Origin of the sequence: Streptomyces antioxidans, assembly GCF_000968685.2 — a bacterium.
GTDB classification, from domain to species: Bacteria; Actinomycetota; Actinomycetes; order Streptomycetales; family Streptomycetaceae; genus Streptomyces; species Streptomyces antioxidans.
In genome coordinates this window covers 39,851-58,563 of sequence record NZ_LAKD02000002.1, presented here as the reverse complement: position 1 = coordinate 58,563, position 18,713 = coordinate 39,851, and the positions used below count along the sequence as shown (strand labels likewise).

Genomic DNA, 18,713 nt, shown 5'->3' with positions numbered 1-18,713 from the left:
GGAGATCCTCGTGCCCACCCCGCACACCCATGACTTCATCGCGGTCGGGCTCGGCCCCTACAACCTGGGCCTCGCCTGCCTCACCGAGCCGATCGACGAACTCGACGGGCTGTTCCTGGAGAGCAAGCCCGACTTCGACTGGCATCCGGGCATGCTGCTGGACGGCGTCACCCTCCAGACCCCGTTCATGGCCGACCTGGTGACCCTGGCCGATCCCACCTCCCCGTACTCCTTCCTCAACTACCTCAAGGAATCGGGGCGGCTGTACTCCTTCTACATACGCGAGATCTTCTATCCGCTGCGCGCCGAGTACAACGACTACTGCCGCTGGGCCGCCGCGAAGCTCCCGTCCATCCGCTTCGGCCACCAGGTGACCGGCGTCGAGTACGACGAGGCCGACGGCCTCTACACGGTGCGCGCCCTGCGCCCCGCCAGCGGCGAGACCACCACCCACCGCGCCCGCCACCTGGTGCTGGGCACCGGCACCCCGCCGTATCTGCCCGAGGTGTGCCGGGGCCTGGGCGGCGATCTGCTGCACAACACCGACTACCTGGCGAACAAGCGGGCACTGCAGTCCAAGGAGTCCATCACCATCGTCGGCAGCGGCCAGAGCGCGGCCGAGATCTACCAGGATCTGCTCGCCGACATCGACACCCACGGCTACCGGCTGAACTGGGTGACCCGCTCCCCGCGCTTCTTCCCGCTGGAGTACACCAAACTCACCCTGGAGATGACCTCGCCCGAGTACGTGGACTACTTCCACGCGCTGCCCGAGGACACCCGCTACCGGCTGGAGGGTGAGCAGAAGGGCCTGTTCAAGGGGATCGACGCCGACCTCATCAACGGCATCTTCGACCTCCTGTACCAGAAGAGCGTGACCGGCCCGGTACCCACGCGAATGCTGACCAACACCGCGCTCACCGACGCGGCGTACGACGAGCAGTCCGCCACGTACACCCTCGGGCTGCGCCACACCGAGCAGGAGCGGGACTTCTCGCTCACCACCCAGGGCCTCGTCCTGGCCACCGGCTACCGCTACCAGGTGCCCGCCTTCCTGGACCCGGTGCGCGACCGCGTCCGCTGGGACCGCCACGGCCGCTTCGACGTCGCCCGCAACTACAGCGTCGACACCACCGGGCGCGGCATCTTCCTCCAGAACGGCGCCACCCACGCCCACAGCCTGACCTCCCCGGATCTGGGCATGGGCCCGTACCGCAACTCGTGGATCATCCGTGAGCTGCTGGGGCGGGAGCACTATCCGGTGGAGAAGTCCATCGCCTTCCAGGAGTTCGGCGCACCGGAAGGAGCCGTGTCATGACCCCCTCGCCGTTCTTCGAGCACACCGACTCGCGCCTGGGTACCTTCGCCCTGCGCGACCTGGACCCGGCGACCGAAGCCGCGCTGCTGCACGGCTGGGTGACCCACCCCAAGGCGTCGTACTGGATGATGCGGGAGGCGGACGAGGCGGAGGTCGCCGCCGAGTACCGCAGGATCCACGAGCATCCGCACCATGACGCGTTCATGGGCCTGCACGAGGGGCGCCCGGCGTTCCTGGCCGAGCGCTACGACCCGTCGCGGGTGGAACTCGCCGGTCTCTACCCGTCCCGGCCCGGGGACGTCGGCATGCACTTCCTGTGCGCGCCGACCGACACCCCGGTGCACGGCTTCACCCTCGCCGTGATCACGGCCGTCATGGAGTTCTGCTTCTCCGACCCGCACGTCCGGCGCGTGGTCGTGGAGCCGGATGTGCGCAACGACGCGGTGCACGCGCTCAACGCGGCCGTGGGCTTCGAGATCGTCGAGCGGATCGCCAAACCCGAGAAGGACGCGTACCTCAGCATCTGCACCCGCGAGCGATTCGAGACGGCGCGCGCGGCGCTTGCCGCGGATGCGGTACGGAGGGGACGGGGGACACGGGCTGACGGGGGTGGTCGGGACGACGGGGGTGGTCGGGACGGACAGACCGACCGGGACGCCCAGACCACTCAGACCAACCGGGCCGACCGCGACACCCACACCACCCACACCACCCGCGACGCCCAAGGAGTGACCCGATGAGCCCCCGCGACGCCGTCGCCCACCTCGCCCCCGACCTATGGGACCGGGCGGGCCGCCTCCTCATCCGCAAGGCCCTCGCCGAGTTCACCCATGAGCGCCTGCTCACGCCCGAGCTCCTCGGCCCCGACGGCCGCTACGCCGTGACCAGCGACGACGGGGCGGTGACCTACCGCTTCGCCGCTCAGGTCCTCGCCCTGGACCACTGGCTGGTCGAGGCGGACAGCATCACCCGCCACGACCGGACCGGCACCGAACTCCCCCTGGACGCGCTGGACTTCTTCATCGAGCTGCGCGGGCGGCTCGGCCTGAGCGAGGACATCCTCCCGGTCTACCTCGAGGAGATCAGCTCCACTCTGTCCGGGACGGCCTTCAAACTGGCGGGCGAGCCGGAGGCCGCCGCACAGCTGGCCAAGTCCGGCTTCCAGGAGATCGAGACGGGGATGACCGAGGGCCACCCCTGCTTCGTCGCCAACAACGGCCGCCTGGGCTTCGGCATCCACGAGTACCTCTCGTACGCCCCCGAGACCGCGAGTCCCGTCCAGCTGATCTGGCTCGCCGCCCGCCGCGACCGCTCCACCTTCACGTCCTCCGCGGACCTGGACTACGACGCCCTGATCCACTCCGAACTGAGCGAGGAAACCCGCGCCCGCTTCGCACGGACCCTCACCGACCTCGGCCTGGACCCGGCCGACTACCACCTGCTGCCGGTGCACCCCTGGCAGTGGTGGAACAAGCTGTCGGTCAGCTTCGCCGCCGAGGTCGCCCGGCACCACCTGGTATGCCTGGGCCCCGGCGACGACGACTACCTGGCCCAGCAGTCGATCCGGACGTTCTTCAACACCAGCGACCCGTCCAAGCACTATGTGAAGACCGCGCTGTCGGTGCTGAACATGGGCTTCATGCGGGGCCTGTCGGCGGCGTACATGGAGGCGACACCGGCCATCAACGACTGGCTGGCGTCCCTGATCGCCTCGGACGAGACCTTCCGGTCGAAGGGCTTCTCCATCATCCGGGAACGAGCCGCCATCGGCTACCACCACCGCCAGTACGAGACGGCCACGGCGAAGGGCTCGCCGTACCGCAAGATGCTGGCGGCCCTGTGGCGCGAGAGCCCCGTCCCGTCCCTGGAACCCGGCCAGCGCCTGGCCACGATGGCCTCCCTCCTCCACACCGACCCCGACGGCGCCTCCTTCGTCAGCGCCCTCATCGAGGAATCCGGCCTCACCCCCGCCACCTGGCTACGCCGCTACCTGGACGCGTACCTCACCCCGGTGCTGCACAGCTTCTACGCCTACGACCTGGTCTTCATGCCGCACGGCGAGAACGTCATCCTGGTGATCGAGGACGGCGCCGTCCAGCGCGTGATCTTCAAGGACATCGCCGAGGAGATCGCCGTCATGGACCCCACCGCGGTCCTCCCCCCGACCGTGGAACGCATCCGCGTAGACGTCCCCGAGGACAAGAAACTCCTCTCGATCTTCACGGACGTCTTCGACTGCTTCCTCCGCTTCCTCAACGGCATCCTCGTCAGCGAGGGCCTACTGGAGGAAGACACCTTCTGGCAGACGGTCGCCGACTGCGTCCTGTCCTACCAGCGCTCGGCCCCCCACCTCGCGGACAAGTTCACCCAGTACGACATGTTCGCCCAGGACTTCGCCCTCTCCTGCCTCAACCGCCTCCAGCTCCGCAACAACCGCGAAATGGTAGACCTCCAGGACCCGGCCGGCGCACTCCAGCTGATCGGCACCCTGAAGAACCCGATAGCGGGACTGAAAGCAAACCCCTAACCACCCGAAGCCCCCAGGGACCCACTCGCCCCCTCACCACCCCCGGAGCACCCGAACGCCCACCTACCCGACCCGCTACACTGTGACGGCGCGCCGCGACGGCACCACCACGCCGCCCCGACGCCGGGCCTCCGTAGCTCAGGGGATAGAGCACCGCTCTCCTAAAGCGGGTGTCGCAGGTTCGAATCCTGCCGGGGGCACCAGCCAAAACGCCCCGAGCCGATCATGGCCCGGGGCGTTTGACATCTACTTCTGACATCAACGGCAGCGGTCAACCAGAGCCGCCACCAGGGCCGGGGCGCCGCTTGAGCAGCCGGTCCATGTGGCTGATGGCTTCCCGCTGGGTGTCCTGGACGACGTGCGTATACACGTCCATGGTGATGCTGATCTGGCTGTGCCCCAGGATCTCCATCACGACACGCGGAGCGACCCCGGCGGCCGTCAGCAGAGTGGCGCAGCCGTGCCGGGCGTCGTGCAGTCGGATCACCCGGAGCCCGGCGCTCTCAGCGACTCGGGTGAAGGAGCGGTAGATGTTGCGCGGCTCGACCTGGCGCCCGGTGCGGGTGGTGAAGACGTGCCCACTACCCTGCCACTTCTCCCCGGCCCGCTCCCGAATGTCTGCCTGCCGCAACCGGTGCCAACGCAGCGGAGCGACGCACATAACGGGAAGCGGTACTGCCCGGCGACGTCGCCCCTTGGGGTCATCGTCGTACAGCACACCGCGCCGTCGCTGTGTCTGCTGGCGTACATAGAGCACACGCTTCTCCAGGTCGACATCAGCCCAGCGAAGCCCGACGATCTCACCCCGGCGCAGTCCCATCGTGACGGCAAGGACGAAGGCCGCATAGAGCGGATCGCGTCGAGCGGCGGCCAGGAACGTCAGCGTCTCGTCCAGCGTCCACGGGCTCAGCTCTCGCCCCTTGGCCCGAGGTGGCTCCACGAGACTGGCTACGTTGCGCGTGATCAATTCTTCCCGGCACGCAGCCGAGAGCGCGGTACGCAGTACGCGGTGCGACTCCTTGGCCGTGGCGGCGGTGGTCTTCCTCTCCAACTGGACGAGGAAACGTCGCACGTCGGCGACGCCCAGCGACTCCAGCCGCTTGGCTCCGATCATCGGCACCAGGTAGAGCCGTACGTGAGCCTCGTACTTGTCGAAGGTACTGATCTTGCGGCGAAGCTTGATGATGTGCTCCAGCCAGTACGGCAGCCACTCACTCAGCTTGGCCGACCGTGTCGGCACAGGGATACCGCCGTCTACCTTGGCCAGCAGGACACGGCGCTTGGCGTCGCACTCGGCCCACGTCTTGCCGTACGCGAACTTGCGGGCCCGGGTGCCGTCCGGCTGGAGAACGTACACAGCGGCCTGGTAGCGGCCGTCTTTGCGCTTGGTGATGGTTCCGGCCCCGTTGGGGTTGCGCTTGCGCTGAGCGGCCATCAGGCAGCCTCCTCAAGCCTGTCGGTGATGAAGCCGCGTACGGCGCTGGCGGGTATGCGCCTGGCCCGGTCGATGGTGATCGAGGGGAGGCGGCGGGAGCGGATCAGGTCGTAGACCTTGGAGCGGCCGAGTCGGAGGCGGATCATCACTTCGGGCACGGTAAGCAGGTCTTCGGTGTTGGCGGTCATGCGGTGTCCCCCTCCTGGGCTTGTAGGTCTGACAGGGCTTGGCGGGCGGTTTCGCGGGCGTCGGCGATGTCGCGGCGGATGTTGGCGGCGAGCCAGGATTCGCCGGGGGTGTGGCCATGTCCGGCGTAGGCCCAGTGCGCGACGACGAGGGTGGTGGCCTCGGGGTGGTCGTCGGGGTCGGGGTGGTCGTCGGGGTCGGGCAGACCGCGTTCGCGTCGCTCTTGGGCGGCGCGGTAGTCGGCGCGGGCCTGTCGGAGTGCCCCGAGGGTGGTGGAGTAGCGGCGGGATTTGGTGGAGAAGTGGCCCCGGAAGCCGAGCATGTGGGCCCAGTCGAGGAGCTTGCGGTCTGGGTAGAGCGGGTGCAGGTCTAGGCAGGCTTCGATCAGCCGACGCGGGTGGTCCGGAACCTCGAGCAAGATGAGGGCTTCCTTGTTGCCGACGCGGCGGTCCACGGTGCCGGTGGTCTCGGCGGCCTTGGTGGCGTACTTGGCCACGTAGGAGGCGACGGCTTGTTCGGTGATCTCTTCGCCGTTGCCGAAGGCGCCGATCGGCTGCACGTCGAGCTGCGTGCCCCAGCGCAGCGTGCGGGCCGGTTGGTCCTCGACGGGGGGTACCTCGACGGCGACGCGGGCGGCGGCGGCGCGGATGGCGTCGGTGAGCAGGGCGACGCTGGCCCAGTGAGGGGGCGGGGTGCCCGGTCCTTCGGGTCCGTCGAAGCGGATCACCGCGTGGAAGTGGACGGCGCCGCGCTTCTGGTATTCGGCGACCTTGCCGAAGGACAGCCGGGACTGCTCACGGGCTGCTTTCTGGGTGAGTCCGGCCCGCTTGGCGATCTCCCGGCGCAGGTAGATGGTGAAGTAGCGCCACAGGTCGGAGGCGTGGTTGTTCCACAGGACCGCCGACGCGTAGTCGTAGGTGTCGGGGTTGATGGCGGTGCCCAGTTCGGGGGCGTCTTCGGGGTGGTGGGTGCGGCAGCGGCAGCCGGAGGTGGGGCGGTTGTGGACGGGGCCGAAGCTGGGGGCGGTGAGGGTGGCGAAGACGCGGGGGTGTTCGCGGACGGTGTCGGGGGTGCCTTTGGCGGTGTCGCCGACGAGTCCGGCGCGGATGAGGTGGTAGGTGTCTCCGGCGTAGGTCCAGGCGCAGGCCGGGCAGCGGGAGGCCCGGCGGTTGCCGCAGGCGATGCGGAGTCGTCCGCCCGGTTCGGCGTCGGTGCTGTAGTGGTGCAGGACCGTGCCGGTGGTGGGGTCGAGCGTCTTGGTGGAGCCGGTGAGATGGATCGGGTCGGCGCAGCCGCCGTTGCGGCGGATCTGGTCTTGGATGCGGTCGAGGTCCGGAGACCCGGCCAGCCTCAGCACGTCGGCGAGGGTGGCCGGGTCCAGGCCCGCCATGGTGGCGGTGTCGGTCACCGGCGGCCCTCCTGCGGTGTGGAGTGGGCATCCAGCCAGTCCTCCGCGCAGACCTTGTGGACGGGCTTGCCCTTGTCGGAGCGGAGCGGGGTGGGCTTGGTGCAGATCACGCAGGGCTTGTCGCCGGTGCGGTCGAAGTGGGAGCTGTCGCGCCAGTTCAGGAGGTTGGGCATCACCGGCCACCTCCTTCGCGGCGGTGGGCGGGGCCGTGGTTGGCGGTGTAGTCGGCGACCAGGTCCATGACGTCGTTGGTGCCGGTGGCGCGGTCGCTCGCTCCGCAGCGGCACACGTAGTCGGCGAAGGGCGTGCCGGTCTGCTGGCCGTCGGCGATGCGGATGCCGGGGAAGTCCGGGGTGGGGGTCAGGTCGGCCACGGCGATCACTTCCCGGCCGTGGCGACGGTGCGAGCGGGGGTGGCGTTTCCGGTGCCCTTGCAGGCCGGGCAGGTGACGCGGATGGTGACGCGGGAGCCGTCACGGTGCCGGGCGCCGGTGGTGATGGAGGCGACGGGGAAGCCGTCGCAGGCCGGGCAGCGGGAGGTGTGGGCATGGGTGTGCTGGGGCATGATGGTGGTTCCCTTTCGGGTCCGGTGGATCTGGAAGGTGGTGAGGCGCCCGGGGCGGCGGTCTTTGGCGAGAGAGCCGCCCTGGGGGCCGTTAGTGGCGGCGTCCGCGTCGGGGCTTGGAGTAGCCCGGCGGGATGGCCTCGTACGTGTTCTTGCCGTGCTCGAAGGAGGCGGCGTCGGTGTCGCCGTTGGACTGCTCGGCGAACTGGCGGGCGATCCGGCGCACGGTCTTGCGGTCGCCGTGCCGTTTGGCGTTGGCGTACTCCCGGCCCAGCTCGGCCATGGCGGGGTTGGCCGGGGTCTCTTCCTTCTTGCTGGAGTACCGATCGCGGAGGCCCATGGCTTATCGGCCCTTCTTGGCGAGGCGGATCGTTACGCCCGCGCCGCCGACAGTGGGGATGGCGGCGGCGGTAGCGGCCACGGCCATCTGGTAGGTGATGGCGATGACGATGATGATCAGGACGATGCCGCCGGTGATGGTGATGGTGAGCAGGATCGGCCCGGTGTAGGAGCGGGGCGGGGCCTGGACGATGACCACGCGGGAGGGGTCGGCGCCGGGCGGGATCAGGTGCGCGGGGCGGTGTCCGGCACGGAGCTGTGCGTCCGGGTAGCGCATCAAGGTCACCTCCTCTCAGGTCAGGTGCAGCGGTGGGTGCGGGCGGCGAGTTCGGCGGCGGAACGGTCCGGGTAGTCGGCGGAGAAACCGCAGCCGGGGGCGGTGCAGGCGGCGGTGTGCTTCTCGCGTCCCCGGCGGTCGTTGTGGGTGCCGACCTGGACGGGGCCGATGCGGGTCACGTCGCGGAAGCGGTGCGGACGCATGGGCGGGGCTCCTTTCAGGTGAGTTGGGCGGCGATGGCGTCGGCCATCTGGGGCGGGACACCGAGGCGGGCGCGCAGGGTGTCGGTGTCGATCGGGGCGCCGGTGGTGGCGTGGTGGGTGTCGGCGATCTTGCGGGCGTGCTCGACCAGGGCCGGGGGCACCTGCACGGCGGGCGCCTTCGGGGCGAGTGCGGGCGCATCAGGGGCGGGTGCGGGCAGCTCGGGGGCGGGTTCCGGGGCGCGGTCCACGGTGACGTCAGGGGCCGGTTCCAGGTCGGGCGACACCGCCGGGGCGGGGTCGGGAACCGGGGCGTCGGCGGGAGTCGGGGTGTGGGCCAGGAGGGTGCCGCCGAGGAAGGCCAGCGCGGGCCATCCGGCGACGATGATGCGCAGCACGGCCGGGATGTGGTTCATGTCGAGCAGTCCGGCGGTGGCGATGTTGGCCCCGAGAGAGGCGGCGAGCGCGATGATGAACCAGCACCAGGCGGCGCGGGCTGAGTCGGCACCAGCGGCCCGCAGTGCGCGCATCCGGCGCCATGCGGCCACCAGCAGCAGATCCACGGACACGGGGTAGGCCCAGGCTTTCCAGCCGTGTTGTCCGGCGGCTTCGGCCAGGTCATGCAGGTGGGCGAAAGACAGCGCCCCCGCGATGAGCGCTTGAATCAGTACGGGGTCGAGACGGAGCGAACGGGTCATGGTGGTCACCTCCTTTGAGGTGTCAGGCCCGGGGCCAGGCGGGGCTCGGTGGTCTGCCGCCCGGCGCCGGGGCGTGGTGTTCAGGTGGAGGCGAGGCCGGAGCCGAAACAGTCCGGGCAGAGTCCGGTCTGGTGGTGTCCGGTCTTCCGGCGTCCACGGCCGACGCGGACCTCGGTGGCGATCTCACCGGTGCCCTTGCAGGTGGAGCACTTGGCCGGGGCGGTGGTCTTCTTGGTGGTGCGCCGGGCGGTGGTCTTCCGTGCGGCCATGACGATCACTCCCGTGTTTCAGGCATGGCGGTGGTAGGGACCTGGCGCGAAGCGGTCGCGCCGACCGTGGTGCGTGAGGGTGTTACTCGGTGACCGGCTTGGGCTTGACCAGCGACGGAGCATCCGCCGGATCGGAGATGGCCGGGGCGACCGGGCGCCAAGCGGCGATCGCGGGGACGTCCGGGGTCAGGTGCGCGAACTGGCGGCAGACGGCGGCGACTTCGCTGATGCTGATCTGCGGGGTGCGGATGCGGGACCAGCCGCCGGAGCTGTCACCGGCCACGGCCACACCGGGGCGGTCCGGCGGGATCGTGGTAGCGACCGACACCGCCTCCGGGGCGATGTCCCCCAGGCCCATCTCGGCTGTCTGCTTGTCGTTGACGCGGTGCACCACACGGCCGGTGAGCTGCGCGCGGAGCATGGTGGCGCCCCTGCCCAGCTCGGAGCCGAAGCGCTGCCCGCAGATCTCCAGGTAGATGCCGACCGCCCGGGAGAGCTGAGCGATGCGAATCAACTGGGTGACCATGCGATCCCGGCGCTCTTCGTCCTTCCTGGTGGCGACCATGAACAGTTCGGCCACCTCATCGATCAGGACCACGATCGGGACCGGGCGCTTGTCCGCCGGGAGTCCCCAGATGTCGGAGGTGATCTCCACTTCCGGGGTACCAGCGGTGATGCCCTGGTGTTCCTTGAGCAGGTCCAAGCGGTCTTCCAGCTCATCCACAAGCGCATCTACCAGGCCGGACGCTTCATCCGGGTTGGTGGCCAGGGCCGACAGGCGGGAGGAGAACGGGGCCTGTTCGACACCGCGTTTGCAGTCGATCCCCGCCAGCGCGATCCGGTGTTCAGCGAGTCCCTTGATCAGGTTGCGCTGGTACATGGACTTGCCCGACTGGTTCGCCCCGAGGGTCAGGGCGTGCGGGATCGCTCGGTAGTCCCGGACGAACGCGGTCCCATCTTCGCGGCGCGCGACCGGGATCACCATCGGGCGACGCGGTACCCGGCGGGGCATACGGACCCAGCGCAGCACGTCGTAGCCGGTCATGCGCAGCTCGACCGTGCCGGGCTTGACCTCCACCACGTGCACGGCGTGAACGCCCCAGGCGTGACGGAGTCGGTTGGATGCGGCGGCGATGTCGGCCGGTTCCATCCCGGCGGGCAGGCGCAGCGTCACCCGCAGTCCGGTCGAGGTGGGGCGGACCCGGCGGACCTTCGGCGGAACCGGCTGTGCCTCACGGCTGCGGGTGACGGTGCGGGAGAGGAAGGCCCGGAGGCGGGACGGAGCGACCGTGAGGCCGCACACGTCCATCGTGGTGCGGTAGGTGAAGGCGAACCGAGTGCGTGTGATCGGCATGCCCACCAGCGACCAGTAGACCGCCGGTGCCTTGACTCGGGCGTACCCGAGGCCCCCGGCAGTCCCGGCCAGCGGGGTACCGATCTCCAGCAGCGTCACCAGGTCCGACACGACTCAGGCCCCCGCCACGATCGCAGTCGCACGGAACGAGATGCCGTGACGGGTCTGGCCGTTGAAGGTGTTCTCCCAGTCACGGGCCTTGAGCCCGACCACCGACACCGGCATGCCCGGGTTCAGCCCCTCCGGGATACCCGTCTCGGGAACGGTCACCTGGTACAGGTTCCCCTCACCCTCATCGGAGATCAGCAGACCCACCGTGGACAGGCCCGCACCGGTCTCCCGGTCCACGGCCCGCTCACCGGTCTGCTTATTCACCAGCTTCGGTGTCGGCGCGGTCGCGACGAACACCACAGCAGTCGAAGTGTCGATCTTGAAGGACGGCATGAGTGCATCTCCTCTGCTTGCGAGGCGCCTTCCTGTTGGGCAGCCTCTCTAGAGATGACTCCAGTGAAGCGTACGTCTCTAGAGACGTCAATACCTCTCTAGAGATCAGGCCGCCTGGATGTGCCGCCGCCGTGCGCAAGTCGTTTTGCGCGCGTCCCACCTGGTTCGGCTTGGCGCCTGCGGAAAGGAGAGGGTGTGCGCGTGAGTGACTCACGCGCGTCACCTAAGCTGTCTAGAGAAGAGAGAGGAGGGAGCGTCATGGCCACCGAGGGCAACGACCGTCAGCCGAAGTATCAGAGGATTGCCGACGCCTTGCGCGACGCGATAAAGGCGGGCGAGTACGGCCCGGGTGATCGACTGCCTGGAGAGAACGACCTCATGGCCACCTTTGGGGTCGCGCGCATGACCGCCAGGCAGGCGCTTGGTGTGTTGCAGAACGAAGGCATCACCGAGTCCCGCAAGGGAGTCGGGGTCTTTGTTCGCGCCTTCCGGCCGCTGAGGCGGCGCGGTATTCAGCGACTGTCTCAAGATCAGTGGGGAGCGGGTCGATCAATCTGGTCAGCCGACATAGGTGACCGCACCTTGGCTGTGGATCAGATTCGAGTTTCTGAAGAAGAAGCCCCCGACCCCATCGGCGCAGTTCTGAATGCCCAGACGGGTGAGGCAACGTGCGTTCGAAGTCGCCGATACGTGCTGGACGGTAAGCCAGTCATGTTGGCCACGTCATACTTTCCGGCAGATCTCGTTGCCGGATCGGCTATTACGCAGGAAGACACCGGTCCGGGCGGAGTGTATGAGCGACTAGCGGAATTGGGGCACAAGCCAGTCCATTTCCGGGAAGAGATTCGTTCTCGCATGCCATCGTATGACGAGGCGAACCGACTGGAATTGGCGATGGGCACACCCGTAATCGTCATCTGCCGTACGGCATTCGCCGACGAGGGACGCCCGGTCGAAGTCAATGAGATGGTTCTTGATTCGGCCGCCTACGTGCTCGAATACGACTTCGATGCCTGATCGCTCGCTATTGCCACGTCCGTCGTTGGCGAGCCGCTGCGAACACCTGACTGACTTGGGTTGGTGACAGGTTGGGGGTCAGCCCTGACAGTTTCCGATCAGCCTCAGCGCCGTCCATGACGAGCACAGGGGGCACGGCGCTCTTTGCGGCTATCTTGGCTGCCCCGACGACTGCTACCACAGGTCGTACCTCAACTGGCCACCCGCAGGTTGCAGATAGCCGTTTTGCTGCAACTGCTGCCTCAGACTGACTGATCTGGACGTATCGTGTCGATGCGCGGTTGACGGTTATGGCGTGGTCGCCAAGCCAAATGGACTTTCCGCGATGGTGCTTAGTGTTCACAGTGAACACTCCAGGTGGACCAATCGCAATGTGATCTATATCGGACCCGGAAGGCAGCTCTATCGAATGCAGTACGTGCCATCCATGTTTTGTGAGTCGGTCAAGACGCGCTCCCGTTACACGCTCGCCTCGTAGGCCAACTATCCAGCTATGGGCTTCGCTGATGTTCCACCAGCGCGCAAGCACACGCAGCAGCGCATTCGGCTCTAAGGACAGGATGTGCTGTCGAAGAGTATCCCCCGGGCGGTTGAGAGATACGTCATCGCTTTCTATAACCAGGGGCGGTGATGGTGGTGTGGGTTCAGCAGTCGGTGTAGCCGAGGCAGTGGCTGAAGAGACTGGCTTTGTGAGATAGGGCGTCAGAACCGTTAAGACGAGGTCCCGATAGTCCTCATGAAGGACGGATAATGACCCGGTTTTGCAGTCATACCAGGCAACAGCCTCACCGTCCGTAGAGCGGTTCACGTATAGCCGCTCATGGCCATACCGTCGCCACGGTTGAACACGAAGTTCTTCCACCGTTCCCTCCCCCACCGTCGATCTTAGGCTTCCAAGTCAACACGCGCGCGAGCGCACGCCAAGAGGGGGTTTTGCGCCAGTGTGGCTTGTGTATGTGCGGTGCTGTTACAGGTTTCTCTACCTCATCAAGTCCCCGGCTGCGCTCCGCTTCGCCGGGCGCGCTCCCGGCTCCCGGTCGCGCTCTGCTCCTGCCTCCGGCCCGCGCCGCGCACCGTCCGCCGACGCGCGCCCACAGGCGAGAAGGCCGGGGGTCGAGTGGTGAGACCCGATCGGCCAGCCTCAGGCCAGAGAGCATGCCTCCGGCGGGGGCGCTCGGGGTCCGGGATGGCGGGGGCCCCGTCTGCGCCCGCAGGTCCATCGTGGCGTGCGCGGGGAGCTCCCATCCCGTCACCGTCGTCCCAGGCAGAGCCGAGCAGACGCGGCCCAGGGCGTCAAGGTCGTTCGTACAGTGGCGCGCTCCACCTTGACGCCCTGAACCACGCCCGCTCCACGGTGTGTGGGACGACGGCGACGGGATGGGAGCTAGGGAGGAGTGTGGTTAGGGTGGGTGGTGAAAGTGCAGGTAGGGGGCGAGGGATGACATCCACGCCTGACATCAACAAGCACGGATGTCGGCACACAGTGGCGGCTCTGAGCGACCACGACGCCCCCAGGTAGGAACTGCCGAGCAGGCGCTGGACGGGCCCGCGAGCCGAACTCCTAAAGCGGGTGTCGCAGGTTCGAATCCTGCCGGGGGCACAACGCAGATGGGAGACGAGATCCCGTCCGTGCGGTCGGCCCGCATCGCTTCTGTGGCGATGCGGGCCGTTGCGTCGACCGTGTCACTGGTGAGCACTACCCGGCAGCGAGCACTGCTGGTGCGTTTGTCGTAGTGGATCTGCAGTCGGCAGGCTTCGAACATCCGGCGGCGCATGGGGTCGGGAGTCTCGCGATCTCGCACCGCCCGGCTGGCAGTGCGTCGACGAGCGCGGGATCTTGCCGGATGGGCGCCTTCCCCCGGTGGCTGGTGATCTCCGCTTCCTTGGTCTGGATCAGTAGCTCCCGTCGGTCGGGACCGAAGATCCGCGCGGCGAAGAACGCGTGCAGCGGCTCGAGGAGGTAGGTCTCCTTGATCCACAGACTCTTGGGATGGTCCGGCGGGATGCACTCGGGTTTGGGGGCGCAGACGTAGAAGCCTCGGCCTCGTCGTGCCTTGCCGAACATGCGCCGCTCATAGATCGCGCAGAACAGGAACGAGCGCGGTGCGTATGTGCGGGCGGCCTGGGGGTGGGCGGTGTTCGTGCCGGGTTCACTGCGGGAGCGCTCGCGCTCCTGGGGGATCGCGCGGACGCGGACGAAGGCTTCGAGGGAGACCAGCGGGGGATGGGTGAAGCGCGGGGACCACACCCAGTCCTCGATCGGGTTGACCTTGCCGCTGCGGGTCTTCATCGCGCGGCGGTTCCAGACCAGGTGGCCGGTGTACTTCGGATTGGTGAGGACGTCCCGGACGCTGGATTCGGTCCAGCGTCCGAGCTTGCGTGACGGGTCCGGCCGGAGGGTGGCGGGTTGAGGGCCAGGTCCTCGTTGAGGCGGTGGGCTGTGCGACTCTTTGCCGACTGCGGCTACGACTGAGACAAGTACGGCCGTCTGCTGTGGAAACGGGCACGGAGACCGTGGCCCTTTAGCGTGTAGGCGGCTTCCGGCCGCCCCAGTGGCCCGATCCCGATCGTCCGGCCCAGATGCGTGTTGATGTGATGGTCGATGACCTGGATGTGGCAGGGGCGAAGGTACTCACCCTGGGCGCCAGGTTGCTTGAAGGATCGGACAAGCCAATCGGCTACCGCGTGTACGCCGACCCAGTTGGACACCCCTTCTGCCTCATCACACGCGAAAGTCTGACGCCCAGCAAGTAGCAGCGGCGACCACGATCTGTTAGTCCGCTGCCCGGGCCGTTTTCAGAGCTTCGGCCGTCAGTTCGCCGAGTGGGCCGACGGCGTCGGCCACGCCCAGGCAGGTACTGTCGCGGAAGACACCGAGTTCGTAGTGCACGGACTCGGTGTCGACGGAGCGGACCGTGAGCCCGATCTCGTAGTCGCCCGGGTAGGTCACCTCACCGAGATACTGGATCTGGTACGACCAAGGGGGCAGATCTGGCACCGAGCCCGCACCACTCGTCCCGATCGAGTGCAAGGTGAACGCGGCGACGGCCTCGTCGTACCAAGTGGCCAGTGCGATGAAGTTGACGTGCTGGTTGGAGTCGACGTCACCGATCCGGGAACGCAGCGGGGCCCAATGCAGGTAGTGGGCACGTTGCAGGCGCTCTGGGCGTGGACGGGCAGCTGCCGACGATCCTGTCTCCGCCAGCTGCATCTCGGCGAGATCGGCGATCAGCTCGTCGGGAAGCTGGAGCGGCCCCGTGTTGTCGGCCAGCACGACAGTGGCGTCGCCACTCCCCACCTTCTTGCCGCCGACCACGATCGCCTGTTCGAAGGTGAATGAGGAGCGCCCGACCCGGCGAACGCCGGTGTGCACCTGCACGCGGGTACCGGTCGGTCCAGCCTGAGCGAGTCGGTTGACCCGTTGGCCGACGAGCAGTATCTGGTACGGGCCGAACCCGCCCGTGCCGATGAGATGTTCGAAGCGGCGCAGTCGCAGCCGAATCCGGGCGTCTTCCAGCCAGCGGGCCATACCAATCGTGCTTGCCCAGCCGTCTTGGCCAAGATCGGCCTGCCGCACCCGGACGTCGACCTGGACGCCGAAATTCTGATCGTCAGCAGAGCTCATGCATGATGACCCTAGAGCAAGGTCAACTACCCGACCAGGTCGGACAGTACGTGGCACGCGACCAGCTCCAGTTGCCTCCGGCCGTGCTGTGACTGCCAACCGGCACAGCCCTACGCCACCACTCCGGGTGACCCTCGGCCTCCTCAAAGGACATGGCTTTCACGGCAGCGGATGTGCCGACGGTCCGAACCTGTCGCGGTTGCCACCTGGGGCGCCTCGGCCATGCGGCGGATGACGGGTTTCGGCTCGGCGGCGCGATGCATGCGGACCGTGCGGTCACGCGACTCCAGCGGGTACTCCCTCACGTATCGGTGCGACTCCGCACCTGGGCGGGGCTCGCGCCGCCGCGTTCCAGGGCGCCGTTGATGGAGCGGATCGTCTCGCCGAAGCCGGGACCGCCGGCCATGGCGTCGTGCGGCGCCATGCTCCCGGGGCCGGTCTGGGTGTTCCAGTGTCGGAGGCCGACTTCTCAGGGCGCCGCGGAGTTGGTCTCCACCAGCGCGGGGTTGTCCAGCAGGTCCAGGCCGAGGGTGTCGCAGGCGGCCTTGTAGCGCGGCAGACCTCACCGGACCCGAAGGTCTTCAGGTCCACACTTGCATGCTGGCGTCACTTAGTGACAAGATATCGCTTAATGACAGACCGGGAGGAGGTGGAGCGCCATGACGACGAAGAAGGGCGGTGGAGGGGGATGAGCGAGCAGCGGCGTGCGCGGCTGCGGCTGGAGATCTCCCGGGAGGCGGCGCGCCTGTTCTGGGAGCAGGGGGTGGCCGCTACGAGCGGCGATCAGATCGCGGCGGCGGTGGGCCTGTCCACGCGCACCATCTGGCGGCACTTCCGCAGCAAGGAGAGCTGCGCGGAACCGGTCATCATGCAGGGTGTCGTCACCCTGGTGACGTTGATGCGCAGCTGGCCCCGGCACAGGTCCCTCGACGACCACCTGGCGACGGAACTGACCAGGATCAGTCACGAGCCGCCGCCCGTCGACAACCTGCTCGCGATGAAGATGATTCGGCTCGCCGACACCGAGCCGGCGCTCCGCACCGTGTGGCTGATGGCCTACGACCAGGTGGAACGCGAGATGTGCGTGATCATCGGTGACCGTCTTGAGCGCCCGGCCGGTGATCTGGAGGGGCGCATGTACGCCGCGGCGGCCGCCGCGGTCGTGCGGGTCCTGGACGCGCACATCGGGGCCGCCGTCCTCACCGGCGCCGACCTCACGCCGTTCACCGACATGACGGCCGTCGCCCGGCGCATCGCCCACGCGATCCGCACAGCCACCGGTGGAGTCGTCGGCGCCCCCATCGCCTGAACGGAACCGCGCCGAACCGCACGGCGCCGAACTGAGCTGAGCTGAGCTGAGCTGAGCTGAAGCCAGAAGGAGTATCCGCATGTCCGCCATTCCGCACGAGATGGCGGACCTCACTGTCGAGGACTTCTTCTGCACGCCCCTCCGCACCAGGGCCTCGATCTCGCCCGACGGCACCAGGATCGCCTACCTGGCGCCGTGGCGGGAACGACTGAACGTCTGGGTGGAGAGCGTCTATCACGCCCGCTGACGCTCCCTTCACGGCGGCTCAAGCGCGGCACCCTCCCCGTCGGCGTGGCCGCGTCGACGAAGCCGCTTTCGAAACACGGGAACGATCGATGGCCTGGAGCACCCGCGAGATCGCCGAGATCGCAGGCACGACCCTGCGGGCGGTACGCCATTACCACGAGGTCGGTCTGCTCGAGGAGCCAGAGCGCCGCGCCAACGGCTACAAGCAGTACGGCGTCGCTCACCTCATCCGGGTGCTGCGCATCAAACGCCTGACCGACCTCGGGTTCTCCCTGTCCCAGATCGCCGCAATGGGCGACTCCGACGACCAACCCGAAGAAGCCCTGCGCGCTCTCGACACCGAACTCGCCGCCACCATCGAACGCCTCCGACAGGCTCGCATCGAACTCGGCCTCATCCTGCGCCAAGCCGCGACGACCGACCTGCCATCCGAGTTCGCCGCGGCCGCCGCAGAAGCACAACTGTCCGACGTCGACCGCTCATTCATCGTCGTCATGACCCGAATCCTCGGCCCACAGGGTTTGCGGGCCTACTCCGAGCTGCTGCGAAGCCGTCCCACCTATCCCTTGGCATCGGAGTTCGCCGCCCTGCCCGCCGACGCCGACGAACAGACCCGCCAGGATCTGGCCGAGCGCACCGCCCCTTACGTCCGCGCGCTCCACGCGGAGCACCCCGGGCTGCGGAACGCGCACGCCGACGCCCCGGGCGGCGCGCACTTCGCCGCACAGACGATCGGCAAGGCCATCGAGGACCTCTACAACCCCGCCCAGCTCGACGTCCTCCGCCGCCTGCAACCGCTTCTCCACGCAGCACCGGACCCGCCCCACCCGGCCCGCGCGGAGGGCATCGATCGGCACGGCGTAGATCCCCTACACATAGCGTTGTGCACATATGCAACGCCTGGTACCCGCGTAGGAGATGAGTCAGATGGCCACAGGCCATAGCGGGGAAGCGCAGGAAGCGCGGCAACCACCGCGCCAAGCCGACCAGCCTGGTACACGTCCCACATCTGTTCAACGTGCTGAGCCGTTGGCCTGGGATTCGGAAGCTGAGCATCAGCCTCCGGTCCGGACCGTAGCCGCGAAAAGCGCCGCCGGCTCATCAGGGCATCACGTACCGCCGGCACGTGTGCCCTCGCACGTTAGCTGATCAGGGCCCGTGTGGGTCAGAGCCCTGATATGGGGTCAACCAATCGCTGGAGCCCGTCATCGGCTGTCGCCGCGGCCGGGCATGGCGGCCGGAGCGGCGCCGACGCGCCGCCGGGCGCCTGACCCTCACCGTCGTCCGCAGCGCACTCGCGCGGGTCGTCGGACATCGGAACTGAGCGAGCCGGCCAACCCGGGACAGGTCGACGGTGATCGCCGAACCGCCGTACGGACCGCGCCGCCGTAGGTAACGACGGGCGACTCGCTGACCAGGGGCTTCGTCAAGTGTGACCCAGATCACGACGCACGCATTGATTTCTTGCGTCACTAACCGCCAGAATGGCATTTAGTG

23 protein-coding genes, 1 tRNA gene and 2 pseudogenes are annotated in these 18,713 nt (G+C 68.0%); 9 read left to right on the top strand and 17 right to left on the bottom strand.

Going from position 1 to position 18,713, the window contains the following annotated elements; genetic code table 11:
* Positions 1 to 10: 10 nt before the first annotated feature.
* The 4 genes and pseudogenes from VT50_RS02160 to VT50_RS02145 all read left to right on the top strand — a co-directional run bounded on the left by VT50_RS02160 (position 11) and on the right by VT50_RS02145 (position 4,048).
* Entirely contained in the window at positions 11 to 1,318 is a 1,308-nt protein-coding gene (locus VT50_RS02160; RefSeq protein ID WP_046084923.1) for a lysine N(6)-hydroxylase/L-ornithine N(5)-oxygenase family protein, read from the top strand.
* A pseudogene (locus VT50_RS02155) lies at positions 1,315 to 1,869 on the top strand (GNAT family N-acetyltransferase); the annotation flags it as partial. The gene VT50_RS02160 and the pseudogene VT50_RS02155, both read left to right, overlap by 4 nt.
* A 185-nt stretch (positions 1,870 to 2,054) precedes the next feature.
* The gene (locus tag VT50_RS02150) at positions 2,055 to 3,845 is read left to right on the top strand and encodes an IucA/IucC family protein (protein WP_046084924.1); all 1,791 of its coding nucleotides are present in this window, start codon (positions 2,055 to 2,057) and stop codon (positions 3,843 to 3,845) included.
* 127 nt (positions 3,846 to 3,972) lie between these two features.
* Positions 3,973 to 4,048 (top strand) — tRNA-Arg (locus tag VT50_RS02145).
* Positions 4,049 to 4,116: 68 nt separating this feature from the next.
* On the opposite strand, the gene VT50_RS02140 is transcribed toward VT50_RS02145, so the two are convergent.
* The 13 genes from VT50_RS02140 to VT50_RS02085 form a co-directional block, all read right to left on the bottom strand.
* Positions 4,117 to 5,280: a tyrosine-type recombinase/integrase gene (locus tag VT50_RS02140; protein ID WP_046084925.1), complete on the bottom strand. Its 1,164-nt coding sequence runs from the start codon at positions 5,278 to 5,280 to the stop codon at positions 4,117 to 4,119.
* Positions 5,280 to 5,468, bottom strand: a complete 189-nt coding sequence (locus VT50_RS02135) for a helix-turn-helix domain-containing protein (protein ID WP_046084926.1) — start codon at positions 5,466 to 5,468, stop codon at positions 5,280 to 5,282. Before VT50_RS02135 ends, VT50_RS02140 begins: the two co-directional genes overlap by 1 nt.
* Entirely contained in the window at positions 5,465 to 6,874 is a 1,410-nt protein-coding gene (repSA, locus tag VT50_RS02130) for a replication initiator protein RepSA (RefSeq protein WP_046084927.1), read from the bottom strand. The genes VT50_RS02135 and repSA overlap by 4 nt, the downstream gene beginning before the upstream one ends.
* A complete protein-coding gene (locus VT50_RS39490; RefSeq protein ID WP_167396579.1) occupies positions 6,871 to 7,047 on the bottom strand; it encodes a hypothetical protein in 177 nt (58 codons plus the stop codon). Before VT50_RS39490 ends, repSA begins: the two co-directional genes overlap by 4 nt.
* Positions 7,047 to 7,247 carry a hypothetical protein gene (locus VT50_RS02125; RefSeq protein WP_046084973.1) on the bottom strand — a complete coding sequence of 67 codons (201 nt, stop codon included), beginning with the start codon at positions 7,245 to 7,247 and terminating at the stop codon, positions 7,047 to 7,049. Before VT50_RS02125 ends, VT50_RS39490 begins: the two co-directional genes overlap by 1 nt.
* Positions 7,248 to 7,252: 5 nt before the next feature.
* Positions 7,253 to 7,438, bottom strand: a complete 186-nt coding sequence (locus VT50_RS02120) for a hypothetical protein (protein WP_046084928.1) — start codon at positions 7,436 to 7,438, stop codon at positions 7,253 to 7,255.
* A gap of 91 nt (positions 7,439 to 7,529) precedes the next feature.
* Positions 7,530 to 7,778: a hypothetical protein gene (locus VT50_RS02115; RefSeq protein WP_046084929.1), complete on the bottom strand. Its 249-nt coding sequence runs from the start codon at positions 7,776 to 7,778 to the stop codon at positions 7,530 to 7,532.
* Between the two features lie 3 nt (positions 7,779 to 7,781).
* Positions 7,782 to 8,054, bottom strand: coding sequence for a hypothetical protein (locus VT50_RS02110; protein WP_046084930.1), 273 nt, complete (start codon positions 8,052 to 8,054; stop codon positions 7,782 to 7,784).
* A 20-nt stretch (positions 8,055 to 8,074) separates the two neighbouring features.
* Positions 8,075 to 8,257 (bottom strand): mobile element transfer protein, encoded by a 183-nt coding sequence (locus tag VT50_RS02105; RefSeq protein ID WP_046084931.1) that lies wholly within the window; start codon positions 8,255 to 8,257, stop codon positions 8,075 to 8,077.
* Between the two features lie 14 nt (positions 8,258 to 8,271).
* Complete coding sequence (locus VT50_RS02100; protein WP_046084932.1) at positions 8,272 to 8,952, bottom strand: DUF2637 domain-containing protein; 681 nt, start codon at positions 8,950 to 8,952, stop codon at positions 8,272 to 8,274.
* A gap of 80 nt (positions 8,953 to 9,032) precedes the next feature.
* Positions 9,033 to 9,221 (bottom strand): hypothetical protein, encoded by a 189-nt coding sequence (locus tag VT50_RS02095; protein WP_046084974.1) that lies wholly within the window; start codon positions 9,219 to 9,221, stop codon positions 9,033 to 9,035.
* Positions 9,222 to 9,303: 82 nt separating this feature from the next.
* Positions 9,304 to 10,686 carry an FtsK/SpoIIIE domain-containing protein gene (locus VT50_RS02090; RefSeq protein WP_046084933.1) on the bottom strand — a complete coding sequence of 461 codons (1,383 nt, stop codon included), beginning with the start codon at positions 10,684 to 10,686 and terminating at the stop codon, positions 9,304 to 9,306.
* Between the two features lie 3 nt (positions 10,687 to 10,689).
* Entirely contained in the window at positions 10,690 to 11,019 is a 330-nt protein-coding gene (locus VT50_RS02085; protein WP_046084934.1) for an SCO3933 family regulatory protein, read from the bottom strand.
* A 258-nt stretch (positions 11,020 to 11,277) separates the two neighbouring features.
* Here VT50_RS02085 and VT50_RS02080 point away from each other — a divergent pair, with 258 nt between their 5' ends.
* Entirely contained in the window at positions 11,278 to 12,036 is a 759-nt protein-coding gene (locus VT50_RS02080; RefSeq protein WP_046084935.1) for a GntR family transcriptional regulator, read from the top strand.
* Between the two features lie 7 nt (positions 12,037 to 12,043).
* Here VT50_RS02080 and VT50_RS02075 read toward each other — a convergent pair whose 3' ends face one another.
* A complete protein-coding gene (locus VT50_RS02075) occupies positions 12,044 to 12,565 on the bottom strand; it encodes a nuclease-related domain-containing protein (protein ID WP_240529014.1) in 522 nt (173 codons plus the stop codon).
* Between the two features lie 1,167 nt (positions 12,566 to 13,732).
* Positions 13,733 to 14,656 (bottom strand): recombinase family protein, encoded by a 924-nt coding sequence (locus VT50_RS02070; RefSeq protein ID WP_240529013.1) that lies wholly within the window; start codon positions 14,654 to 14,656, stop codon positions 13,733 to 13,735.
* Between VT50_RS02070 and VT50_RS40160 the strand changes: the two genes are divergently transcribed.
* Complete coding sequence (locus VT50_RS40160) at positions 14,617 to 14,790, top strand: VOC family protein (protein WP_276207292.1); 174 nt, start codon at positions 14,617 to 14,619, stop codon at positions 14,788 to 14,790. The two genes, VT50_RS02070 and VT50_RS40160, sit on opposite strands and share 40 nt — an antisense overlap.
* Before the next feature lie 19 nt (positions 14,791 to 14,809).
* On the opposite strand, the gene VT50_RS02060 is transcribed toward VT50_RS40160, so the two are convergent.
* Together VT50_RS02060 and VT50_RS40155 are read right to left on the bottom strand one after the other, a co-directional pair.
* A complete protein-coding gene (locus VT50_RS02060) occupies positions 14,810 to 15,661 on the bottom strand; it encodes a hypothetical protein (RefSeq protein WP_046084937.1) in 852 nt (283 codons plus the stop codon).
* A 301-nt stretch (positions 15,662 to 15,962) separates the two neighbouring features.
* Positions 15,963 to 16,211, bottom strand: a pseudogene (locus tag VT50_RS40155) (lysozyme family protein); the annotation flags it as partial.
* Between the two features lie 81 nt (positions 16,212 to 16,292).
* Between VT50_RS40155 and VT50_RS02055 the strand changes: the two are divergent.
* The 3 genes from VT50_RS02055 to VT50_RS02050 all read left to right on the top strand — a co-directional run bounded on the left by VT50_RS02055 (position 16,293) and on the right by VT50_RS02050 (position 18,160).
* Positions 16,293 to 16,970 carry a TetR/AcrR family transcriptional regulator gene (locus VT50_RS02055; RefSeq protein ID WP_046084938.1) on the top strand — a complete coding sequence of 226 codons (678 nt, stop codon included), beginning with the start codon at positions 16,293 to 16,295 and terminating at the stop codon, positions 16,968 to 16,970.
* Positions 16,971 to 17,049: 79 nt separating this feature from the next.
* Positions 17,050 to 17,217 (top strand): hypothetical protein, encoded by a 168-nt coding sequence (locus VT50_RS39240; RefSeq protein ID WP_158083179.1) that lies wholly within the window; start codon positions 17,050 to 17,052, stop codon positions 17,215 to 17,217.
* Between the two features lie 88 nt (positions 17,218 to 17,305).
* Positions 17,306 to 18,160 carry a helix-turn-helix domain-containing protein gene (locus tag VT50_RS02050; RefSeq protein WP_078840592.1) on the top strand — a complete coding sequence of 285 codons (855 nt, stop codon included), beginning with the start codon at positions 17,306 to 17,308 and terminating at the stop codon, positions 18,158 to 18,160.
* Positions 18,161 to 18,713: the final 553 nt, after the last annotated feature.

What these genes read in the sequence shown, in the direction of transcription:
- VT50_RS02115 (WP_046084929.1), bottom strand. Translation starts at nt 7,778, where the DNA reads ATGGGCCTCCGCGATCGGTACTCCAGCAAGAAGGAAGAGACCCCGGCC.
- VT50_RS02135 (WP_046084926.1), bottom strand. Translation starts at nt 5,468, where the DNA reads ATGACCGCCAACACCGAAGACCTGCTTACCGTGCCCGAAGTGATGATC.
- VT50_RS02080 (WP_046084935.1), top strand. Translation starts at nt 11,278, where the DNA reads ATGGCCACCGAGGGCAACGACCGTCAGCCGAAGTATCAGAGGATTGCC.
- VT50_RS39490 (WP_167396579.1), bottom strand. Translation starts at nt 7,047, where the DNA reads ATGCCCAACCTCCTGAACTGGCGCGACAGCTCCCACTTCGACCGCACC.
- VT50_RS02100 (WP_046084932.1), bottom strand. Translation starts at nt 8,952, where the DNA reads ATGACCCGTTCGCTCCGTCTCGACCCCGTACTGATTCAAGCGCTCATC.
- VT50_RS39240 (WP_158083179.1), top strand. Translation starts at nt 17,050, where the DNA reads ATGTCCGCCATTCCGCACGAGATGGCGGACCTCACTGTCGAGGACTTC.
- VT50_RS02150 (WP_046084924.1), top strand. Translation starts at nt 2,055, where the DNA reads ATGAGCCCCCGCGACGCCGTCGCCCACCTCGCCCCCGACCTATGGGAC.
- VT50_RS02095 (WP_046084974.1), bottom strand. Translation starts at nt 9,221, where the DNA reads ATGGCCGCACGGAAGACCACCGCCCGGCGCACCACCAAGAAGACCACC.
- VT50_RS02055 (WP_046084938.1), top strand. Translation starts at nt 16,293, where the DNA reads ATGACAGACCGGGAGGAGGTGGAGCGCCATGACGACGAAGAAGGGCGG.
- VT50_RS02140 (WP_046084925.1), bottom strand. Translation starts at nt 5,280, where the DNA reads ATGGCCGCTCAGCGCAAGCGCAACCCCAACGGGGCCGGAACCATCACC.
- VT50_RS02050 (WP_078840592.1), top strand. Translation starts at nt 17,306, where the DNA reads ATGGCCTGGAGCACCCGCGAGATCGCCGAGATCGCAGGCACGACCCTG.
- VT50_RS02085 (WP_046084934.1), bottom strand. Translation starts at nt 11,019, where the DNA reads ATGCCGTCCTTCAAGATCGACACTTCGACTGCTGTGGTGTTCGTCGCG.
- VT50_RS02105 (WP_046084931.1), bottom strand. Translation starts at nt 8,257, where the DNA reads ATGCGTCCGCACCGCTTCCGCGACGTGACCCGCATCGGCCCCGTCCAG.
- VT50_RS02060 (WP_046084937.1), bottom strand. Translation starts at nt 15,661, where the DNA reads ATGAGCTCTGCTGACGATCAGAATTTCGGCGTCCAGGTCGACGTCCGG.
- VT50_RS02120 (WP_046084928.1), bottom strand. Translation starts at nt 7,438, where the DNA reads ATGCCCCAGCACACCCATGCCCACACCTCCCGCTGCCCGGCCTGCGAC.
- VT50_RS40160 (WP_276207292.1), top strand. Translation starts at nt 14,617, where the DNA reads ATGCGTGTTGATGTGATGGTCGATGACCTGGATGTGGCAGGGGCGAAG.
- VT50_RS02110 (WP_046084930.1), bottom strand. Translation starts at nt 8,054, where the DNA reads ATGCGCTACCCGGACGCACAGCTCCGTGCCGGACACCGCCCCGCGCAC.